Origin of the sequence: Alteromonas lipotrueiana (genome assembly GCF_019249245.1) — a bacterium.
In the GTDB taxonomy this organism is placed as follows: Bacteria; Pseudomonadota; Gammaproteobacteria; order Enterobacterales; family Alteromonadaceae; genus Alteromonas; species Alteromonas lipotrueiana.
This window is the reverse complement of record NZ_JAESDK010000002.1, coordinates 82,649-103,914: the sequence shown is the minus strand read 5'-3', so window position 1 is coordinate 103,914 and position 21,266 is coordinate 82,649. Positions and strand designations below refer to the sequence as shown.

The 21,266-nt window shown below is 41.8% G+C and carries 17 protein-coding genes; 6 read left to right on the top strand and 11 right to left on the bottom strand.

Annotated elements, in window-relative coordinates; translation table 11 throughout:
* Position 1 precedes the first annotated feature (1 nt).
* Both JK130_RS02140 and JK130_RS02135 read right to left on the bottom strand, forming a co-directional pair.
* A complete protein-coding gene (locus JK130_RS02140) occupies positions 2–553 on the bottom strand; it encodes an arsenate-mycothiol transferase ArsC (RefSeq protein ID WP_218352571.1) in 552 nt (183 codons plus the stop codon).
* The gene (locus JK130_RS02135) at positions 550–1,758 is read right to left on the bottom strand and encodes a glycosyltransferase (protein ID WP_218352570.1); all 1,209 of its coding nucleotides are present in this window, start codon (positions 1,756–1,758) and stop codon (positions 550–552) included. Before JK130_RS02135 ends, JK130_RS02140 begins: the two co-directional genes overlap by 4 nt.
* 35 nt (positions 1,759–1,793) lie before the next feature.
* Between JK130_RS02135 and JK130_RS02130 the strand changes: the two genes are divergently transcribed.
* Both JK130_RS02130 and JK130_RS02125 read left to right on the top strand, forming a co-directional pair.
* Entirely contained in the window at positions 1,794–2,951 is a 1,158-nt protein-coding gene (locus JK130_RS02130; RefSeq protein ID WP_218352569.1) for a carboxylate--amine ligase, read from the top strand.
* 9 nt (positions 2,952–2,960) lie between these two features.
* On the top strand, positions 2,961–3,950 hold the full coding sequence (locus tag JK130_RS02125; RefSeq protein WP_218352568.1) for a polysaccharide deacetylase family protein: 990 nt from the start codon (positions 2,961–2,963) through the stop codon (positions 3,948–3,950).
* Between the two features lie 73 nt (positions 3,951–4,023).
* On the opposite strand, the gene JK130_RS02120 is transcribed toward JK130_RS02125, so the two are convergent.
* From JK130_RS02120 to JK130_RS02095, 6 genes are all read right to left on the bottom strand, one after another.
* Positions 4,024–4,416: an FAD synthase family protein gene (locus JK130_RS02120; protein WP_218352567.1), complete on the bottom strand. Its 393-nt coding sequence runs from the start codon at positions 4,414–4,416 to the stop codon at positions 4,024–4,026.
* 60 nt (positions 4,417–4,476) lie between these two features.
* Positions 4,477–6,462 (bottom strand): acyltransferase family protein, encoded by a 1,986-nt coding sequence (locus tag JK130_RS02115; protein WP_218352566.1) that lies wholly within the window; start codon positions 6,460–6,462, stop codon positions 4,477–4,479.
* A gap of 46 nt (positions 6,463–6,508) precedes the next feature.
* Positions 6,509–7,969, bottom strand: a complete 1,461-nt coding sequence (locus tag JK130_RS02110) for a lipopolysaccharide biosynthesis protein (RefSeq protein WP_218352565.1) — start codon at positions 7,967–7,969, stop codon at positions 6,509–6,511.
* A 142-nt stretch (positions 7,970–8,111) separates the two neighbouring features.
* Complete coding sequence (locus JK130_RS02105) at positions 8,112–9,383, bottom strand: glycosyltransferase family 4 protein (RefSeq protein ID WP_218352564.1); 1,272 nt, start codon at positions 9,381–9,383, stop codon at positions 8,112–8,114.
* On the bottom strand, positions 9,384–10,544 hold the full coding sequence (locus tag JK130_RS02100) for a glycosyltransferase family 4 protein (RefSeq protein WP_218352563.1): 1,161 nt from the start codon (positions 10,542–10,544) through the stop codon (positions 9,384–9,386).
* Positions 10,545–10,546: 2 nt separating this feature from the next.
* Complete coding sequence (locus tag JK130_RS02095) at positions 10,547–11,401, bottom strand: sulfotransferase domain-containing protein (protein WP_218352562.1); 855 nt, start codon at positions 11,399–11,401, stop codon at positions 10,547–10,549.
* 143 nt (positions 11,402–11,544) lie between these two features.
* On the opposite strand from JK130_RS02095, the gene JK130_RS02090 reads away from it, so the two are divergent.
* The 4 genes from JK130_RS02090 to JK130_RS02075 all read left to right on the top strand — a co-directional run bounded on the left by JK130_RS02090 (position 11,545) and on the right by JK130_RS02075 (position 16,849).
* Positions 11,545–12,375, top strand: a complete 831-nt coding sequence (locus JK130_RS02090) for a sulfotransferase family protein (protein WP_218352561.1) — start codon at positions 11,545–11,547, stop codon at positions 12,373–12,375.
* A gap of 689 nt (positions 12,376–13,064) precedes the next feature.
* Positions 13,065–14,873: an ABC transporter ATP-binding protein gene (locus JK130_RS02085; RefSeq protein ID WP_218352560.1), complete on the top strand. Its 1,809-nt coding sequence runs from the start codon at positions 13,065–13,067 to the stop codon at positions 14,871–14,873.
* Positions 14,874–15,024: 151 nt separating this feature from the next.
* The gene (locus JK130_RS02080; RefSeq protein ID WP_218352559.1) at positions 15,025–15,870 is read left to right on the top strand and encodes a hypothetical protein; all 846 of its coding nucleotides are present in this window, start codon (positions 15,025–15,027) and stop codon (positions 15,868–15,870) included.
* Between the two features lie 85 nt (positions 15,871–15,955).
* Positions 15,956–16,849, top strand: a complete 894-nt coding sequence (locus JK130_RS02075; protein ID WP_218352558.1) for a DUF6625 family protein — start codon at positions 15,956–15,958, stop codon at positions 16,847–16,849.
* A gap of 3 nt (positions 16,850–16,852) precedes the next feature.
* Here JK130_RS02075 and JK130_RS02070 read toward each other — a convergent pair whose 3' ends face one another.
* The 3 genes from JK130_RS02070 to xrt form a co-directional block, all read right to left on the bottom strand.
* Positions 16,853–17,791 carry a hypothetical protein gene (locus JK130_RS02070; protein WP_218352557.1) on the bottom strand — a complete coding sequence of 313 codons (939 nt, stop codon included), beginning with the start codon at positions 17,789–17,791 and terminating at the stop codon, positions 16,853–16,855.
* Positions 17,792–18,716: 925 nt separating this feature from the next.
* On the bottom strand, positions 18,717–19,811 hold the full coding sequence (locus JK130_RS02065; protein ID WP_218352556.1) for a glycosyltransferase: 1,095 nt from the start codon (positions 19,809–19,811) through the stop codon (positions 18,717–18,719).
* The gene (xrt, locus tag JK130_RS02060) at positions 19,811–21,265 is read right to left on the bottom strand and encodes an exosortase (RefSeq protein ID WP_218352555.1); all 1,455 of its coding nucleotides are present in this window, start codon (positions 21,263–21,265) and stop codon (positions 19,811–19,813) included. Before xrt ends, JK130_RS02065 begins: the two co-directional genes overlap by 1 nt.
* Position 21,266: the final 1 nt, after the last annotated feature.

Sequence of the window (21,266 nt, the reverse complement as noted above, 5' to 3'; positions counted from 1 at the left end):
TCTACTTCTTTATTGTATTGATTAAAGACAAGGTTGCTTCTTCAATTTGTTGCATGCATTTATCAAAAAACACCTGATTGGTGTTGTAGGGATCGTGCAAATACACCGTTGGCTTATTGGCAAAGCGGCCAATGAGTACTTTGTTTTGTTCTGGGTAGAGTTTGTTCAGCTCATCTAAATGCGCAGGTTCCATCACAATCAGTAAATCGTCAGGCATGGGCTGATAATCTTGCATGCGGGCTGAACGGTGGCGTTCTAAGTTGTAGCCATGTCGTTTAGCGTAATGCAGGGTTTTTTCAAACGCTTCATCGTCGCCACGGCAGTGCAAACCAAAAGAGATTGCCGGAAACCCTGCTTTCATGCTTACGGCTTCGCCAAATGGGCTACGGCAAATATTGCCGCTACAAATATAAATAAGCCGTTCAACTTTGCCAACCTGATCGCGGTCGGCACTGCGATAAGTACCCAACAAATGCTTTAGGTTAAATTTGACATACCTGGCAAGCCCACGCTTTGAGCCATAGTTATCAGCTATATATTTTGTATAATTCAAGCGCTGGGCTCCATTTTTACTTTATATTCGGGGTATTGGCTGTCTGCTGTTTTATACAGCTGTGCATAAGCTAATACCATGGCCGATTGCGAAAAGGTTTGACTCACCCGCTCCATTGCCTGCTTATTCACTGTACCGGGCTGGTGATGTGTTATGTTCGCCGTTATTGCCTGTGCCAATGCTTCTGCATTAACCTCTACCAGCGTTGCCTGGTTTTCGTTTTGAATGATTTCTTCTGGGCCGCCACACTTAGTGGCAATAACCGGCAAGCCGCTGGCCATGGCTTCAATGGTACTGATTGAAAACCCTTCGGCGTCAGACGATAAAACAAAGCCATCAAGGCTTTGCAGGTACTCAGCGGTATCGTCTATAAAACCGATAAAATGAATATTGCTCACCCCTGCCTTTTGCATCTGGGCATTCAATTTTGTTTTTAGTGAAGCTTTGGGGTCACCGGCAACCACTACAGCAAAGTTTATTCCTTTTGCGTTAACTTTTGCTACGGCGTCTACCAGTAAATCGTACCGTTTTGATGTGCGTACATTACCCAGGGCCCCTAAAAGATAGGTGTTTTCAGGCAGGTTTAGTTTGTTTTTTAATTGTGTATTACGTGTTGGTGAATACAGCGACACGTCAATACCATTGTAGATAACGCTGGTACGTTCGGGCACCAGTAACTGGTGTTCTTGTATTTTTTGTTGCAACGACTGGCTTACCGCCACAAACCGGGCAATACCATTTCGCATAAACCACAGTTTGAGCTTTTTAAAGCGTTCGTTAGGCGACACATCTACCATACCATGGTAGGTTGCAATAACCGGGGTACGCGTAATCAACCCTACAATGCTGGCATAAACATTTGAGCCTAAAAGGTGTGATTGTATCAACCCAATGTTATGCTTTTTTATAAGCTGACAAAGCTGACGAATAAAGCCAACATTAAAGCTGCCTTTTGAGTCAATTATGATCGGTTCAATACCGCGTTTACGTAAAGTGTTGGCAACATAGCCTTCACCACGTATTACCGCCACAGAGTCGGTTTGCTCAGTACGAAGCTTATCGGCTAAGGTAATAAACACATCTTCGGCCCCGCCAGGGCCGGTGGTGTCGATTAAATGTAAGATTTTATAAGTCATAATGGAGTGTAAGGCGTAAGCCGACAAACTTCCTAATGTTTTACTACTAAAGACAAGGATACCAAGCATAATCCTTGCTGCATACTGGACATTGTTGTAACGCCATGGAAAAAACAGCCGTTCTTATTTTTGATGCCGCTCAGCGCAGTGCGCTGGCAGCCACCCGTGCCCTGGGTAAGCGCAAAGATATTATTGTTTACACAACCGACAGCACGCCCAGCGCCCTGGCCGGGTGTTCCAAATATACCCAAAAGTATCTTCAGGGGCCGAATCCGAGTGCTGATACGGCTGAATTCTTAAAGTGGGTTCATTCTACCGTAATAAAGTATGAGATAGACTTTTTGTTGCCGGTTACCGAAGTTACCAGCCGCACCCTGGTAGAGCACCGCGATACGCTGCCGCCTTGTAAGCTGCCATTCAGCAACTTTAAAACATTACTAGACCTGAGCAATAAAACTGAACTTACGCAGCTGGCACAACGCTTAGGTGTACCGGTACCGTTTTCTCAGTATTGCGAAACCCCCGACGATATTAACTGGACGGACGTCAGTTTTCCGTGCGTATTAAAACCGGCACTGTCTAAAGTGCTGGTCGAAAATCGCTGGCTTGAAACTCAGGTGCATATTGTCGACACCCAACAGCAAATGGAACAACTGCTTACCGAAAAAGAGTACCTTAAGTATTATCCGTTTATGGTTCAGCAGTATATTGATGGCCAGGGTGCGGGTATTTTTTGTTATTACCAACAAGGTCAGGCCAAAGCTTTTTTTGCCCATAAGCGTTTGCGCGAAAAACCGCCCTCTGGCGGCGTGAGTGTACTAAGTGAAAGCGCCCCGGTTAACCCGTTAATGAAACAACACGCCAAAGCCTTGCTTGATAATGTTAACTGGCACGGTGCGGCCATGGTCGAATTTAAAGTCGCCAGCGACGGTACGCCTTATTTAATGGAAATTAACACCCGGCTGTGGGGGTCGCTACAGCTTTCAATTGATGCCGGGGTAAACTTTCCCGCCCTGTTATTTGACGGCGAATACAAGCAGCTTGAACCGGTTACCGGTTTTAACGAAGGCGTACAGCTACGCTGGTTCCTGGGTGATGTTGATAATTTATATCTGCAGCTTAAAGACACGAAAAGCTCGGTAGGTGATAAACTGGCCGCCGTGGGGCATTTTTTAACCCCCAAATTCAGCGGCCGCAAACACGAGGTAAACCGGCTGGACGATATGGGTCCGTTCTGGTTTGAGTTAAAGCATTACCGATAGGAATTTTACGTGGTTAAGCAATTTATTAAAAATATTGTTTCGGCTACAGCAGGCACCCTGGGCTGGTCGTTAGTAAAGCGCGGTGACAAGAAGCTGATTGTATTAATGTACCATCGTGTATTGCCGGTTACCGATGCCCGCTACCAGCGCGAAGAACCCGGCATGGTGGTATCAGAAGCTACCTTTGCTATGCACATGCAAACGCTTAAAGACGAACGCCTACCGGTGATGACGGTGTCGCAATGGATGACACAAACCACCGAGGAGCGCGCCCCGCTAACGGTAGCCATTACCTTTGACGACGGCTGGTTAGACAACTACGAATATGCGTTTCCGGTACTAAAACAGTTTGGGTACCCTAGCACCTTGTATGTCGTTACCGACTTTTTAGGTCAGCCCGCCCCTTTCTGGCCAAATAAAGTATTAACCCTGCTGCTTAGCCCTGAAGCAGCCATTACCGATGAATGGCAGGCGTTACTTAAACTCACCGGTGAAGATATTAAAGTGCCGATGAGTCGCGACAACGCAGCCCAGGTTATCGACAAGCTAAAACAGTATTCTGACCATGATATTTATCAGGCATTAAAACCAATACCGGCAGCCACCCATGCACCGGTAGAGATGATTTCTTTAGAGCAATTGTTAGATGCCAAAAATACCATGCATGTGGAAGTGGGCTGCCATACTCGCCGGCATTACCGCCTGAAAGAGAATTTGTCTGCCGAACAGTTGTTTGAAGAAGTGGTTGAAGCTAAGTCTATTCTTGAACAAAAAACAGGTGTGGCTGTATCAACGTTTTGTTTTCCTAACGGAGATTTTTCAGAAGAAGCGCATAACCTGGTATGCCAGCACTATGATGCTGCGGTAACCACCATGCGAGGCATTAATACTGCGGATAATCTTTCGCCACATTCACTACTGCGCATTGGTGTTCATAATGATATCAGCGATACTCCGCTAAAATTTAAAGCCAAGTTAAGTAACTTCGGACTTCGGTAGCTTGTTTAATAAGGTGCCGATGCTGACTTCATGAAAAGTGGGCTGGTGCACCTTTAAGCGTCCTTTTTCACCGCTACTTCGATGTAATAACTTCGATAATTTCAGTGGTCGAAACCGACGGGGTGCGTTCAAGATAAACAACGTCGCAAATATCTTTAAGATGATCAAACCGTCCCTTCCAGTCATCCCCCATCACCAATATATCAGCCTGGTAATGTCGCAAATATTCTGATTTTTTTTCAAGCGATTCTTCTGCAAAACACAAATCTACGTAACGAAGACTACTGATAATCTTTACCCTGTCTGCAAAGCTATAAATAGGCGTGCGTCCCTTTTTATCAGCATTTAGATCATCGGTAGAAACGCCCACAATCAATGTGTCACCCATAGCTGCAGCGCGTTCAAAAAGATTAGCATGACCAACATGAAACAGGTCAAATGTGCCGAAAGTAATTATTCGTTTCATTGGCATTATTTTCTTTAATTAAACCCTATGATAATACCTTCAGTACAATGCTCAACCGCTTTATTGAGTATTATTTTCAGGCAAAGGAGATAACTGCTTAAAGTTATTTTTATTCAAATACTGAACTAGTTTTCTTCCAAATAATTTTTCACCGTAATAACTAATATGTCTATTATCCGAGTAAGTTATGTTGCCACTATGATGTAAATCTTCTGGTAAATTTAAAGCAAACCCCTCAAACTTAGAAATGTAAGGAATACTATGCTTTGCAAGTTTGCTCTTAAACTCTTTGTCTACCAATTTTGTGAGTAAAATAGAGTTTGGAGAGATGATATGTTCGTATTGTTTTGAGAATGGCAGCCGATAATCCCAGTCTATTGGCGACTTATTTAACGGTGGTAGCATTCCTATCATCATTACATCAAGCGACAGATCGTTTTTCAGACTTGCTAAATACGTCACGACTTCGTCCATACTAGTCTTGGAAAGTGTATCAGGGGAAGCTTTATCTAGCGAGTTTACTGAAAATAGCCTATCAGGCGTTTGCGTATATAGTACAAGCGAAATGCTATTTTTGTACCTTTCAGAAAAAGTCTTAAAATCCTCATACTGACATTTGGGTAGATTAGAGGTTTTCTCCAAAAAATCGTGAGCCCGACAAAACCCTCTTGATACGCTTACAACAAAGTGATTAGCGCTGTTTAAAGCTATGGCGTTATACAAATCCATTCCATGGCTTCCGCCAAGAATAAAGACCGCTCGCCTGTGCTTTTCTGCGCAATCGGCAAAACGCTGGACAAATTTCTCATCTAATACGGGTGACCAGAATTTGCACTGCCCATTATCAAACATAGTTTGATTTGCATGTGCAGCTTTGGCTTCGTTTATTTTGTCAAATCTCGTCATTTCGCTTGGATAAAAATAACGCTGAATATGCAAATTTTCTTTAAAAATTGCCCCTATAACAAAAAACACTAAAATCGAAAAAAGAGATGTTTTGAAAATGAAGCCTTGGCTAAACTTATTTTTCTTCCTGAAAGGATTTTCGATAAAACGCCACGATATATAGCTCAGTATAAATGTAAGAGTGACAGCGAACAGTATCTGGACGACTGAAAGATGTTCTGAATAGCTTTTTTTCATTAAAGCTAAGATAGGTTGATGCCATAAATAAAGGCTATAACTCAACAAACCTATAGTAGTTAAAACTTTATTGGAAAGCGCCTTTCCTATAAAATTTTTCTCGTTAGAAAAAAGTAATATTAGTGCTGTTCCTGCCACGGGTAGCAAGGTCAGAAAGGAAGGATGCGGTGTCGAAGCATCAAATAAAAAATACGACACGATTATCAATAAAAAACCTATCATTGATAAAGCTGATTTGTAAGTATCTTTAATTAAAGATATTCGTTTACCTGAAAATATCAGCGCCGCTATAGCTCCTGCAAGTAACTCCCATCCTCTGGAGGGTAGAAGATAAAAATTGCCGGTAGGTGAGTAAGAAGCTCCCCATTGTGCAATAACTAAGCTTATTGCTAAAAATACCAATAAGGTATAAAAGAATTTCTTTTTTCCCAAGGGAAGTAAAAATAAGGTAACCAATGGAAAGAATATATAGAACTGTTCTTCAACAGCCAAACTCCAGGTATGCAACATTGGCGACAACTCAGAAACTGAACCAAAATAACCTGAAGTTTGCCAAAAATACAAATTCGACGAAAAAGCTAAAGTGCTTAAAACACTAAGGCCATAGCTATTTAGATAATCCGGGTTTGAACTCACCAAGGGTACGAAGATACTTGTTACAGCAATAACAAACAATAAGGCGGGTAATATTCGCCGTGCCCGACGCTCATAAAACGAGATTAATGAAAATTTATCCTTATTGATTTCATGAACAATGATGGAAGTGATAAGAAAGCCACTAATGATAAAAAAAACATCGACGCCAAGATATCCGCCGGACAGATAAGGCAAGTCAGCATGAAGCCAAATTACCGGAAGTATAGCTAACGCTCTTAAACCATCTATTTCTTTTCTATAAAACATTTTCAATCTCGGCTAGCTGTCAAAGCACGGCAAAAAATTTGAGTATTTAACTCCAACGCCTTCGTGTAAAGCTGATTAACTGTTTCCCATGTTCGGTGATAACAAAGAGGAAAACGGTAACAAATATCAGGTAAAGGAGGAAACACCCAACCAGGTAACCTATACGTGGCCACAATGGTATATCAAGGCCTACAAAGTTTATCGTTACCAGTATCCCTATTGCTGTTGCTGATATCATTGTAAGAAACGCTAAAATTGGCAACCCTAAATCGTAATACTTCTTACTCAATATATACATAGTGAAAAACTCTACGATTTGGCACAGTAATAACGCAGACAAAGCTCCGTACAACTGCCACTGATACGAAAAACTGGTTAGCGTTAGCGTTAGCAGGATTGCTTTGAAAGCTATCACCTTAGGCAAAACTTTTGTTTTTTCAGCCTTAAAAAAAGAAAAGTTTAAAAAGAAGTTCAGTAGATTCAAAAGAGTCATTAAGCAAAGTACGGGAACAATATTAGAGGCCGCTAAATAGGCAGGGTCAGCCATTATGTCGATGAGTGTTTCTACACCTGTACTTATTCCGAAAGCACCTATGCTCATTAACGTAGTGATTAAAATAAACGCGGAAGAGAAAATAGGCTTTGGATCGGATATATCTTTAGCAACTTTAAACCGTTCTGTTTGCCACCACTGGTTAAATGGTCGCCAAATCAACAACCCTATTAAGCTACTGAATTTAAGCGCAAAGTGATAAAACCCGACTTCTTCTAATGATGCAAAATGCTTTATTAAAAAGTTTGTTGTTAAAGTAATATACAGCGTCGCAAAACCCGAAAGCCAAATAGGCCAGGTAAAAACTAACAATAAATTTAGTTCAGCTTTATTAAACTTAAAGCCACATTTGCCAATCGTATACACAAATGAAATAGCTGCGAAAAATCCGGACGCGATAACACCACTGTAAATCACACCTTCTACACCCATGCCCAGGTATATCAAGAAATATACATTTAAAGATAACTGCATACATAACTTAGCCATAGACATTACAAAAAAGAAAAAAGGCTTATCTTCCAGACGAAAGAAGACGAGCGTATACTCTTCTATAGAACTTGTTAATAATGTTATACCGTAAGCAACTAATGCATAGGTTAGCTCAGGTCGTTCAAAGAAATCGGCCGCCAAATAAGGGGCTGATGCACTAAATACTGCGGCTCCAATTACGCTCATAGTAATGGTCGACAATAATGCGGTAGAAATCAAACCATATCTTTGTTCTGACGTTTCTCTGTCGTAAAAGAATTTAGGCAATGCCACCCCAAATCTGGCACCCAAAAAAAGCTCATAAACACCTAATATTACCGCAAGCACCCCTACTATTCCGTATTCTTCTGGCGAAAGATACTGGGTATATATGGGCAGCATAATAATTGCAGTAAGTTGCCGAAGTATAGTACCAGTGGTATACCATGCTACGGGGTTTTTATTTAACTTACTTAAGTCCATACTGCTGCCTTTACAATTTTCACGACAATTAAGAGGTTTTACTTAAAATACGGTTTTTATTGCATATATATTTCAATGCAATTTTTATATTAATGATGGAGAGCGATAAAGATAGGGTAAGACACTAACGACTGATGGGTGGTTAGCGACTACTATTACGTTTATTTATGTCTTGGTATATGTCAAAAACTTTATAACCTACTACCTCAAGGTCGTAGTTATTCTTCGTCCACTGCCTGCCAGCACGCTGCCATTGCTGCCATTTATCAGGTGCATTCATAATTTCCATAATTTTATAAGCCAAAGCTTTCGGTTGTTGGTCGGGCACAACAAATCCATTTTCACCATCTACGATACATTCAGCTATACCACCTGAGTCGGCACCAATAACTAATAAGCCTGATGCCTGGGCCTCCTGAATCACAACGCCCTGAGTTTCTTCCCATTCCTGCCCATCGCCTTTAAGACTGGGCAAAACAAAAATGTGCGAGTTTGTATATTGCTGCTTTAATGCCTGCCCCATTAATACGCCGTGAAAAACAACACGGTCAGCTATGCCTAATCGTTGTGCTTGCTCTTCAAGGGCTTCAGATTCCGGGCCGCGGCCGACAATATGATACTGACTATTTATACCCGAATCGATGAGTAACTTTAAAGCGTCAATAACATACCTATGTCCTTTTTCAGCTACGATCCGACCTACGGTAAGCAGATGCAAAGGCTGGCCCCCGGTAGGTGGCGCACTAGGTTTAAAGGGCCATTGGGCAAGTTCGATACCTTGTGGAATAATGGCAAAATTGTCACTTTGGGCGCCTAACGCTTCGTATTGCTTTTTTGCAAATTGTGTATTCACAAAAATAGCTTGTGCGTATTTTGAGTAACGCTGTCGGGCTTCTACGCTAATAGAGGGAACGCCAACGGGAGTTTGCCCATGAAAAGTATGCACCAATGGCGCCCCATTCGCTTTTATTAAGCTTAAGAACCGAGACCCTGCTATTTCGCTGTGACTATGAATAATGTCTGGCTTTAGTGTAAAGCTGTAAGCATTTAATCCATGCATCACTTTTTTCTTAAGCGACTCGGGCCAATAGTCTTTACTTAATAGTTTGACAGTATTTGCTGCAACTGTCGGACGACAAAGCTGTTTAAGTGCATTTGCCATCTGATCTTTACGATGGCTGCCCATACTCCAGTAGTAGTTCGCAAGATCGTAGCTGCTGAGCTTTGAATCAAAAGCATAGTCTTCTGTTTCAACAGAAAGAACTCTGTTTTGCCCACCGTTTTGTTCAATCTGATAAAGATGATTAATCATCCAGGGCTGAACTTTGCTGGGATACATCGCAGCCAGGCTCAGTATCTTTAGCGTTGATTCATTGTTATATGTTTGAAATGCTTTAAAGGCGGGTCCACTCATTTATTGGCGTCCTACTACTGACGTTAATGCATCTGCTAACGCCTGATGCGTTGCCTGTAAAGTAAAGCATTGCTCTACCGTTTGTTTAGCCATTGCGCCATGCTGCTGCTGGCGATCAGTGTTATCCAAATAACCGGCGATAGCTTTGGCGGCCAGTTCATCATCTGCCGATGGATAAATGGCGCCTGTTTTATTATTTTCAGTCGCTTCACATACCGACACGTTGTCAGGCACAATCACGGGTAAACCTGCGTACATATATTCTAAAATAGACAATGAGTAACCCACCTCGCCCTGAGCTGGCTGAAAGCCTACATAGCAATATCCCAGCAATTCGCTGGCATTGTTCACGCGCCCCGGAAAACGGCAATACGCTTCTATGTTCAGGGCTTTTGCCTGTTGTTTAAAGCCTTCTAAGTCGGGTCCGTCTCCGCATAACAGGTAAACAATATTGATTTGATTATGTGTATGCACCAAATTAGCAATGGTTTTTAAAGCGAAGTCGATGCCCTTATACCGATTGGCCCGCGCAGCAGTAACAATAACTTTGGCGTTAGTGTCGCCAACAAGTTGGTGCCACCTGTCTTTTGAGGTAGCGGTAGCGTTAAACGGAAGTATTCCATTTTGCACGGTATAGCAGCGAGACGCATCAAAACACGCGGTTTCGGTAAGCCGGCGAGTAACAAAACTGGTGGCACCAAAGGCAGCGTCGGCCCGCAACAGCGGTAGATTTGCTTTAATCTTTTTAAGCTGTTTTTTTAAACCGGTAGCTTTGCTTCGTAAGCCCGGTGTGTGGTCATGCACAATAATTTTTTCTACGCCCGCCATACGGTATAGTGCAAATGCGGGGCTTGAAACACCATAATCTGACAAATAAAGCACTTTGATATTGTACTTTTTAATCAAGGCGATATTACGTTTAATATCGTCAAAAGAAGTGGCGCGAAATGTATGCTGAAAATAGGTAATATCGCTGTGTTCAATAGCCTCCGGTACCGAATTTATTTCAGGATACGCCAACAAGGTATCGTACTGTTTTGCATACATTTCGCTAATTTTTACCCAATAGCTTTCCATAAGCCACCAGGCATAGCCCACGTCTGACTTCCAGTTAGCAACACATAAAATAGCGGGACGACGGTTTGATGTAACTTTATTCATTACTACACATCAATCTTGGAGTTGTTTTTATATTGTTCAAACCACGTACGATCAGATTCGTAACCGAACTCAATTAAGATATCAAACAATTCTGGGCATTGTTCAAACTGTGAAACCAAACGCTCGCGATACTTCTCCTGATGCCAGCGTTTCGCCCGATTTTGAACGGCTTTGCCTTCCATCACCAGGCTTTCATCTTTGGCTTTGTATTTACCTTCGTACTTGTAGGCAAGATCACCCTTGAACTCATGATATTTAGAAAACAGACCCTTGAAAGGTAAGCCAAACCGGCTCTTCAAATCTGACTGAATTACATCAGGCTCTTTTACTAGATCTTCGTATCTCAACACGTAGATTTCAGGGTTATTCTGCAGCTTTCTAATTTTATCTGTAATCGCCAGAACACCAGGCGCATCGTACTTCCAGTCTGCAAGAGAGTTACCTTGCGGCCAGTAACTAAAATCATACCCAATGAAGTACTCATCGCTTTGAATAGGATGTTTTGAGGTCACGACATCACGGATATCCCGGATGACAATAATGGCCGTGATATTCTTTTTATGTATGTTGAGTTGGTCTATATACTCTAGGTGGTTTATGTCTAACGGAGCCTTGGACGCGATATTCCCCAACTTATGAATATGGTGAATATAGTATTTTTCAAAAGACGTAAACGTAAACTTATGCTGCAATGTTGCCGATAGCATGTTGTAAAGTAGAGATGTTCCCCCTCTGGGGTAACCACAGACTACAATCTGAGACTGGTGATAACCTACCCTTTTCGCAATTTTTGAATATAAAGACGTAATACCAAACCTAATTCTGTCAATTGCGGTAGGCTTCTCTATCTTAAACATTATTACTCCGGTAAAGTACTGCAGCCACGGTTAGCCGACAAAACGACGCGTAAGATATCATTATTTTGATCTTCGGCTAAGTCTATCGTTTAGAAAATGCGTATTAGTTTAAATATGTAGCGACAGAGAAAGTAAAAATACCTATGAAAGGAACCCGATTTAAGGCGGTAACCCGCGAAGCACTAGGCAATATTTATCGCGAAGTAAAAATTGCGGCCAAACCCACTCCAAAACCTAAAAAATGGGTTTTTATAGTGGGTTGCTACAACTCAGGTACGACCCTGCTTTCGGAGCTTATGGGCCGCCACCCTGATATGTCTGCCCTGCCTACCGAAGGTCATTTTATTACAGACCAGTTTCAAAAGGACTACGACCTGGGCATTCCCAGAATGTGGGTCGATCGGGAAGATATTTTTTGCCTGAATGAAAATGATGAGGGCCCTGATGTCGAACGCATAAAAAAAGAATGGGGTATGCGCTTAGACTTAAGCAAACCGGTATTAGTAGAAAAATCACCGCCCAATGCTGCCCGTACCCGTTGGTTTCAAAAGCATTTTGAAAATGCCCATTTTATTGGCATTGTTCGCAACGGTTATGCTGTTGCCGAAGGTATTTCGCGTAAAGGGGACCCTAAGTCTATTAAAGATGGCTGGCCAATGGATAAGTCGGCCTGGCAGTGGGCGCGCAGCAATGAAGTTATGTTAGATGATGCAAAACATCTTAATAAATTTCATTTAATGCGTTATGAAGACCTGGCACGCTCGCCACAGGACGAACTCAATAAAATTGCCAACTTTTTAGACCTGCCTGAGTTTCCTGATGTCACGTCAGAAAACTTTTCGATTCATGAACGTAACGACAGTGTGAAAGACATGAATGCCAGCAGCATTAAAAGGTTATCGCCAGAAGACATTAAAATATTTAATGGTAAAGCAGGCTTTATGCTAAACCGTTTAGGGTACGAACAGTTGTAATATTCATCGCTTAACTGTTGATCATGCGCTCAGCCTTGATATTTTTACACTTTCACTATGCCCGACTATTATTCTTGCTCGCCGGTTACCCCGGCGAGGTGTCCGCTACCCTATCGTTGCGTTTCAGTGATTTGCGTTTCTGTAGCGCATAACCTTGGCTGCGGACACTCTTTCTTTAAGCCTGGTTAGCAGCGATGAACGTCTGAAAGGCATGGTAGTAATATATTAAGACTTATAGAGGTATGTAATTATTCTTTATTGTGCGCCTTATTATTACAAAACGCTTATATAGTTTTGCTTCATTTTTTCATATTTTTGGGTGAGTTTTATTTTAGGTGATCTCTAAGAAGTATTTGGGCAGTACAACTAGTACACTACGCACGGTTTAACGCCTATACATGTACAATTGTATTAATGCGGGAATAGTAAAGTGTACAATATGTTAAAAATTTGTATCCCTGTATTTAGTAATAAGAACGGTCAGTTTATTTACCTGCTCTATGATTAAAGGTAGCATCAGCCCCCATTAGATATTTAAAAAACAAAAAGGCTTTTGTTTGATAAACCGTCACCTGATCACTATTCTGAAGATGCTTCGTTTATCCTGTAGAATAGTCCTGAACGCCACAATTCGAGTCTCTCAGACGTATAATTACCAAACCGGTATGATTGATTAAAGAGAAAAATAGATGTTGCCCCTTAACCATATTCGACAGCTACTTAACCGCACGCAAAAAATAAAATTTCTGATACTTCAGGCCTGTTTTATTTTTTCTGCTGCGCTTCAAATGGGAAGTATTGGATTTTTAGCTCCTTACATTACTCTACTTTCTGACCCTAGCTACCTGGAAACTAACAAATATTTCAGAATGGCTTATGAGCTAACCGGCGCCGACAGCTATCTGAATTTTCTATTGATTTACTCGATTTGTGTTTGCTCCATAATTCTAATATCGAATGTTGTCGCATCAGCGGTGCTGTGGCTTTCAATAAAATTTACTATTGATATTGGTAGTGGCTTACAGCGAAAGCTTTTTTCCGCATATATGAAAAATCAGTATATATTCTTCCTGGAAAAAAACTCCAGTCACTTGATTACTACTATCTCAGGCCAGATACCCCGTATGGTGTATATGGTCTTTCAGCCTTTTTTACAGGCTGTTTCTCAGGTCATTCTAACCCTGTTTATTGTTATCGGGCTTATTGTGGTCGACCCGCTACTGGCGCTTATTGCCGCACTAATTGTTAGTTCTGTTTATGTTGTTATTTATTTTGCAATCAGACGGCGTGCGGTCGAATCCGGTAAAACAGTGTCAGCTGTCAGCCGCAGCAAACTTAAAATGCTAACTGAGTCTATTAAAGGAATTCGAGAGATAAAGCTATTAGGTGCTGAACCCTGGTACGAACGCGAAATTGATAAAACTACAAAACGTGGTCTGACCGCTCAGGCCTATATTCGTCTTTCTGGTGAGCTTCCCCGCTTTATTGTAGAAACAATTGTCTTTAGTGCGATTATTGTATTGGGCATTTATCTTATAACTTCAGGCACACCTCAGCAGCAAATTGTTACCACGCTTAGCTTCTATGCGATGGCGGGATACAAGCTACTTCCTGCCGCGCAAACTATTTATAAAGCGGTTACCTCTATTAAGGGCAACTCAAGCGTGGTTGATGAGGTATGGACATCCTTTAGCACAGCAAGTGAACGCGCCCGTAAAATTACTCAAAAACAGGATACCTCGGTTTCATTTGATGGTTTTCAGCGTATGCAACTACAGTCTGTCAATTACCATTATCCTAATAGCGAAGTAAACGTGATTTCAAACCTTAATATGACCCTTGAAGTCAACAAATTAGTTGCTTTTGTAGGCGGGTCAGGCGCTGGTAAAACGACGGTAGCTAATTTAGTGGCCGGGCTCATTACGCCCAGCCAGGGTACCGTTGAAATTGATGGTATACCACTTACCTATAGCCGATCACGCGCTTGGCAAAACAAAATCGGCTATGTACCTCAGTCTGTGTTTATCGTAGACGACACTATAACCAGTAACATTTGCTTTGGAATACCCAAAGCAGATATTGACCATGAGCGTGTTGTAGAAGTGGCTAAAAAGGCCAACCTGCATGAGTTTATAGAAGGTCTGCCCGATAGCTACGAAACAATGGTTGGCGAAAACGGAGAAATGCTTAGCGGTGGACAACGACAGCGTTTGGCAATTGCACGGGCGCTGTATAAACAACCTTCAATTTTAATTCTGGATGAAGCAACCAGTGCGTTGGATAATATTACTGAACGAAGAATTTTGTCAGAGATTAATAAACTAACTGATGAAATGTTAGTAATTATGATTGCGCACCGACTTAGTACGGTTGAAAAATGTGACAGAATCTACCTCTTTTCAAACGGACAAATTGAGCATCAGGGTACCTATCAACAGCTGCTTGATAACTCAGATTATTTCAGAGAGCTTGTAGAAGGTACCGAAGAGCCTGCTTGAGTAATAAATAACTGAGATAGCTTATGCTATCTCAGTTCAAGCATAGTAAATCGTCATTCATACAACGCCCATTTGTACTTCATGTAGGTTTATCTTAGTTTATTGAACACCTGCTGTAGATGAAAATATCAAAAAAGATAATATCGAACATATGACCAAAGACGTTAAAAAATCATCAGATCAAAATCAGAGCTCGAAAGTATGCTTCGTTTTATTTTCACGTACTATTGATAAGAATGCTAAAAAATTAGCGCAGCAATTCAAGGGTAATAGTGATTTTTGCGTACTTACCTACGATGATACGGGCGAGGCCAAAGATGTGGTAGATGATGGCGTTAGGCACGTGGTTTACAACCGGCGTTCATTAAGTACCGTGTTTTCGGGTAGCACGCCTAAGTTTGCACTGGAAAACTGGGCTATTATGCCAGGTAACCTTGATCTTGCTCATCTGTTGTTTGTTAATCAAAACAAAAACTATGATTATTATTGGTTTTGTGAAGATGACGTGCGTTATACAGGTAATATGGCGTCGTTTATCCAAAAATTTAACCACAATAATGATGCGTTACTAGCGACCAATTATCGAGGCTATGGCCCCGAATGGTGGCCCCAAAACAGTTATACTTCACCAGTAGAAGGAAGTATGTCTGATAAATCAGTTTTCTTACCGTTCTTCAGAATATCGAATACGGCTGCACATAAACTGATTAACGCTTACGCTAACGGTTGGAGCGGGCATCATGAAATCAGCTGGCCGTCAGTACTACGCTACAACAAGATGACCATAACTGATATAAACAGCATCACAAAGTGCTATACCAGTTCGCCTGAAGTGATGGGTATGGGCCCAGGTACTTTTATCTATATGCCGCCCAAACTTTTTGCTGGTTTTGAAAAAAATATGCTTTATCACCCGGTTAAGCCTTTCCAGGAATACAAAAAGCGTAAGTGGTTTAAAATAAAAAAGAATATTAAAAAAGCGATAGGTCGGAACTAATAAGTGACGACGCTTGTTTTTCGCCTTCTTCAAAGCATTAATTTGCTGATATTTAATTCGATAGCTAGATTACTTAGGAATTGCTATGCCCGGGAACAATGTTAATAAAATTCTTTTAATTAATCCATATTATGGTAAGTGGCCAACATGGATGCCTGCATTTTTGCTCTCATGTAAAGCAAACCCATCGGTTACATGGTTTATTCCTACTGATTGCGAGATACCAAAAAATCACCCTGAAAATGTAATTTTCGTAAAAAGCAGTCTTGCCGAGCTTAGTGCACAGGCTAGTGAAGTCACTGGTTTAGACATCAAAATGCAAAGGCCTTATAAGCTAAACGATATTCGGCCTTTATTCGGCAAAATTTTCAATAACGAGTTACAAGGCTATGAGTTCTGGGGACACTGCGATATCGATGTCATTTTTGGTAATATCCGTTCATTTATAACTGACGACATACTGAATAACCATGATGTTATCTCGGCAAGAAAAAATAATATCGCAGGCCATTTTACGCTATACAGAAACAACGATGAAATAAATTCGCTTTATCAGTCACATCCCGTTTACAAAGATGCTTTTTTGAATCTCGATAGTTATTACTTCGACGAAGTCGGTATGACAGAAGTTATAAAGAAGAAACAAAAAAACGGGGAAAACATCCGTGTCTACTGGCCTGACTATCTGCTTAACTTTAAAAAACCGCGTAAACAGAAGCCTTCTCACGTTCCTAAAGTACTCAATCACTGGCGTTGGGAGGAAGGTAAGCTTTTTGAAGAAGGTAGTGAAGGTGGCGAAATTATGTACCTACATTTTATGACGTGGAAGAAAACACTTCAGCATTGCTTTGTCGATTACACCGATAACCCCAGTGAATTTTACGTCTCATATACCCATATTAGTCAGAAGAAAGCGCCGATCCCGGCTGACTTTGCTAAAATTCCATTCTCAAAAATACTTCCCTCTTTGTTTAAGTAGGTGCTATATAAAATAATTCATTTTTTTTAATTCAGAGATATCTTTATCAAATTGCTCATCAAGCTTTTGCTGAAGTGTCTCTGAGAGAAAAGTATATTTAGGATTGTTCTCGCTTACCGTATATTTTTGAAAGATATTATCACACTGATTTCGCCAGGCTGGAGTAACAGTGAAACTTTTTTTGCCAATAACTGACTCAATCTCCTGGATAGCGTCTGTACTGGGGGTGGCGGTTTTGATCGTTTTTGGCAAATTTGGTAATTCGGGCGGCTTTTTAGCTAAAAAATGAGTTAGAACATGCTTCTTGTCTTGTAGATAATCATCGAAGGTCCAGCATTTCAGTTCGCAGCCTGTAAGCCCCGCCTGTAGCCGCTTAACCACCTCTTCCCACGAAGGGCACGCACCTTCATTAAGTTGATTTAACAAAACTTTTTTTCGATGCAATGCTTCTGATGGATTAAATCGTAAAGCCGTAATGTATGCGCCAGGATAGAAGCCAGAAAAACTTCTTAAACTAACAAATACCTTTACCTTCGTAACTTGTCTCGCATAATTGATGAAGTTCAGCTTTGGGTTTTGATAGGGAAAAGGAGATAATCCGTCTAGAATATTTCCCATAATATTTTCTTCAGACACGGTTAAAATCACTCCTTTCCCGTGAAACTGAAAAAGCTTAGAAGCTAATGTATATCGCTTTTCCAAAGCGCTTTTATTTTGACCGGTGAAAACCTTCTCTTGAGCAAGAAATGCAAGTTCGTTTCTAAACCTGTCTCGGCTGATATATCTGATACCTGACTTTTTCAGTTCGCTTTCACATAGTTCAAGCGTATCCTGTAAATGCGTTGTCGCTGTTTTATGAGCGCCTATATGAACCCTCATTTCCTCAGGCTTTGTAAAGAAATATTGTAAGTTTTTTGCCTTATAAAACAACTCTTTAATCATTCACATTAATACTCTTATTTAGTAACTACAGTAATACAATAAGTAGCCAAGACTAAATGACTGAACCAAGTCATATTCAACGTATAGCCTCCTGACAATCAAAGAAAGGGCTTATTTTTCATTATGGTAAAGATAGTAGCAATCTAGTTACAGTCGTTTAGCTACCATAGCCACCCATATCTCACTCCTTATTACAGGAGTACCATTGCAGCTAATGACAGTTGTGTCTAAGACAGCACCATAACTCTATCTTGACAGTATTATTCCTTCTCTCTACCAGCCAGACCTTGCAGAATCCGAAGCTCAGATACCGCGGCGCGCCACGATTTAGTCATGGATTTTTTCTCTGATTTGGCGTTGCATTTCAGCATAAATAAAAATTCTGTGGTTTACATATAGCTATTTGATTGTTATCCCCATTTTCTGCACACGATAAGCATGCACTAAAAATGCCAAGACTTGTTTTTTTGAGCTAAAAAGTGAGATTCTGCAATGGGTCTGTGATTATAGAAAGTGGTGGGTAGTCAATACGAAACTAGTCACACCTCACCCTCATCACTGCTACGTTTTTCTATTAATCGCCAGGCGCCAAAAGTTTTTAAATGCGTTTGCAAATTTGAATTTACGATAACCGCTCAAATTTCTATCGAAGAACGGAAATTTCTGCTGACTAACTTTTAAGTTAGATGCGGCCTGGGTACGACAGCATCGACGATTGGAAGGTTTTAGAATGGATTAGTACTATTATGTTGGAACTTTCTCTAACACCGGATGCATTAACTGGAATACATATAGCCTTGATCAATTCGTTGTATGGCCAGCGTGTCAGTGTATAGGTAAATACCACCTGTTTTATTGTTTACGGCCACTTCGCATACCGTCGCGTTTTAAACATAATAACTGGAAGGCAACGTCTATTAAGTACCTATCGCCGATACAACGCCAAAATATTTTGCGCATTGTGCGCTGCATCGTACTCGCCGGGTAAAACAACCTGCCCTGGCGAGCTTAGCATTTGGTTTACTTTATTAGCATAAGCTTGTGCAGTGTGGTTGCTTACCAGCCCGTCGCAGTGCGCAGCATTTAGCAGCGGAACCAGCCCGCCGGTGGCGTGTGCAACCATTGGCGTTCCCAGTGCCAGGCTTTCTAGTGCTGTCATTGGCAGCCCTTCATGGTCAGAAGGCATCAGCAGCATATCCATTTGCTTTATCCAGCCTCTGATACTGTCAGTATGGCCATAAAAGGTAATGTGCTGTTCAAGATTTTCGGCCTGTACCCACTGTTCAAAATCTGGCTTTAAGCGTCCGTCACCAAATAAATGAAAATGAACCTTATGCTTATTTTCGCTAAGCAATAGCTTTGCTGTCTGTAAAAACAAATCTACACGCTTTACCGGCTCTATACGTCCCACAAAACCGATATGACGCACGTTTGTTGGCAGCGCATTTACCTGTTGCGACGCAGCGTCTTGTTGTACAGCTTCGGCGCTGATGCCGTTGGCAATAGTATGTATATGCGAAGCCGGATACATTTTAGTCAGCTTTTGCGTAAGCTCGTCAGCCACACTAATAACACCATGCTGTAAATAGCGACCGCAATAGCGATCGAGTGTTATTTGTACGCGTTGTTTTGCGCTGGGGGCAAACTCGGGGGCACCATGCACGGTGCGAAAACACTTTGTGTTGATTGTTAAGCGGTTTGCCAGCGAACCCAGTATGTTTTCTTTTTGCCGATGTGTATGCACAACATCGGGCTGGGTTCGGCGTAGCTCCAGCTTTATCTTTTTTAGCAGCTTAGTAAAATTGAACTGATTTTCACTAAGTACCGTGGTGATTACGCCCGCTTTTGCCAGTTGCTCAGCCAGGCGCCCAGGGTTGAGTAAAATTGCACTAACCTGATGTCCCTGTTTTACCAGTTCGGCGCACAACGTCCATACCTGAACTTCTGCCCCGGCCCATTTATCGCCAGAAGCAATGTGCATAATTTTCATTGTTGTGTTTTTTACTGCGGGGCCACTCATTACCGAACCTCGATATTAGCTATGGCCTGTAATTGCGGCATCAGGTCTTGCTTAAGTTGATTGTTATCGGGGCACTGGCGCTGGCAATTTACCTGAACCGCCATAACACTGACTACCGGCGTATCTAGTAAATGAGTCAGCTGTGCCAGTTTTGTCTGCATATCGGTAAGGGTAATGCTATTACCCACTTTATACAGCCAGAATACACGCTGCGAGGCCGCCGGACTGGCGACATTCAAACGTGTACCTTGAACCTCCACTGTGCCTTTTTCGCGTAGGCGGTTAGCGGGTTTATTTGCATAGTAAATCAACTCTTTACCCTGTTTTTGCGTGCGATAAGACGCCACAAATACATTTAAACGGTAATTGTTCACGCGACCACTGTAAACCGCATGAGTGTCATTGCCTTCGTAAGTTGCACCTAGCCGATTCAAAGACACATTGGTGGCCTTAAGCATAGACAATGACTCGGGTAAACTAACCTCAACAGCCTCTGCAGATACTTTATTATTAAGCATCTGCCAGCTTACCGGCACTATCCAAAAAGCTACCAAAGTAACCACCACAGCTGAAATCATCTTGGCTGAAAGTGGTAGTGAGGGCTTACGACCACTGCTTACAAATTCACCATCTTTAGCTTCAAGACGTTTTGCGTAGAAAAAGAAACCCACCGCCAGTATCGCAAAAATTATCCAACCAAAAAAACCGTGATCGTACACCAACTCGCTTTGCATTTTGCTTTCATAGCCAATCATTATCAGGCCAAAAACACGAATCCAGTTGCCCACTAACGACAATACAAGAATGACCGCCACGGCACGTATTTGCAGCGACAAGCGCTGCAAATTTAAATAAGAATAAAAAATACCCAGGCTCATCCCGGCTAATAAATAGTTTAAACCTGCGCAGCCATGGGCAATGCGCATAATGCCGTAGGGCATGTGTATGTTGTAGGTTTCGATATAAGCTGTAATGCCTATCGCCTGAATTAAACGAGTATTTACCCAGGTAGTCAGGTTTTGTAGCGGCACCACCAAAATGTCCATTACCGGCAGAGCCAGATACAAAGACAACACGGGCACCAGCGTCTTCAGGCTATTTTTAAACCCAACCATTGAAGCAAGTAAACACCAAAACACCCCTGGCAACACCAGGGTTTGAATGAGCATTATCTGCACCGCCTCGGCTGCCAGCCACACCAGACCGGCTGCTAACGCTAAAGGGGCATACAAAAATGAGGGGGAAAAATGTTGCCAGCGAAAATCGGTAACCAATACATAAATAGCAAAGCCTAACAGGATATAACCGTGCGAGTAGGTTTCGTTATTTTTGGTCCATAACTGATGCAGAGTATGGTAGGTGTCGGGGATGGCCAGCCCGGTTACAACCAGTGCGACCACAATAACAGCCAGCACTTTCCAGCTGACTGACGATACTAAACCTGATTTGTCCATA

Bases quoted from the DNA above. Each gene is read 5' to 3' on its own strand.
- JK130_RS02105 (WP_218352564.1), bottom strand. From the start codon at position 9,383: ATGAGTGGACCCGCCTTTAAAGCATTTCAAACATATAACAATGAATCA.
- JK130_RS02135 (WP_218352570.1), bottom strand. From the start codon at position 1,758: ATGCTTGGTATCCTTGTCTTTAGTAGTAAAACATTAGGAAGTTTGTCG.
- JK130_RS02065 (WP_218352556.1), bottom strand. From the start codon at position 19,811: ATGAGTGGCCCCGCAGTAAAAAACACAACAATGAAAATTATGCACATT.
- JK130_RS02095 (WP_218352562.1), bottom strand. From the start codon at position 11,401: ATGTTTAAGATAGAGAAGCCTACCGCAATTGACAGAATTAGGTTTGGT.
- xrt (WP_218352555.1), bottom strand. From the start codon at position 21,265: ATGGACAAATCAGGTTTAGTATCGTCAGTCAGCTGGAAAGTGCTGGCT.
- JK130_RS02120 (WP_218352567.1), bottom strand. From the start codon at position 4,416: ATGAAACGAATAATTACTTTCGGCACATTTGACCTGTTTCATGTTGGT.
- JK130_RS02115 (WP_218352566.1), bottom strand. From the start codon at position 6,462: ATGTTTTATAGAAAAGAAATAGATGGTTTAAGAGCGTTAGCTATACTT.
- JK130_RS02080 (WP_218352559.1), top strand. From the start codon at position 15,025: ATGACCAAAGACGTTAAAAAATCATCAGATCAAAATCAGAGCTCGAAA.
- JK130_RS02090 (WP_218352561.1), top strand. From the start codon at position 11,545: ATGAAAGGAACCCGATTTAAGGCGGTAACCCGCGAAGCACTAGGCAAT.
- JK130_RS02070 (WP_218352557.1), bottom strand. From the start codon at position 17,791: ATGATTAAAGAGTTGTTTTATAAGGCAAAAAACTTACAATATTTCTTT.
- JK130_RS02075 (WP_218352558.1), top strand. From the start codon at position 15,956: ATGCCCGGGAACAATGTTAATAAAATTCTTTTAATTAATCCATATTAT.
- JK130_RS02085 (WP_218352560.1), top strand. From the start codon at position 13,065: ATGTTGCCCCTTAACCATATTCGACAGCTACTTAACCGCACGCAAAAA.
- JK130_RS02100 (WP_218352563.1), bottom strand. From the start codon at position 10,544: ATGAATAAAGTTACATCAAACCGTCGTCCCGCTATTTTATGTGTTGCT.
- JK130_RS02110 (WP_218352565.1), bottom strand. From the start codon at position 7,969: ATGGACTTAAGTAAGTTAAATAAAAACCCCGTAGCATGGTATACCACT.
- JK130_RS02130 (WP_218352569.1), top strand. From the start codon at position 1,794: ATGGAAAAAACAGCCGTTCTTATTTTTGATGCCGCTCAGCGCAGTGCG.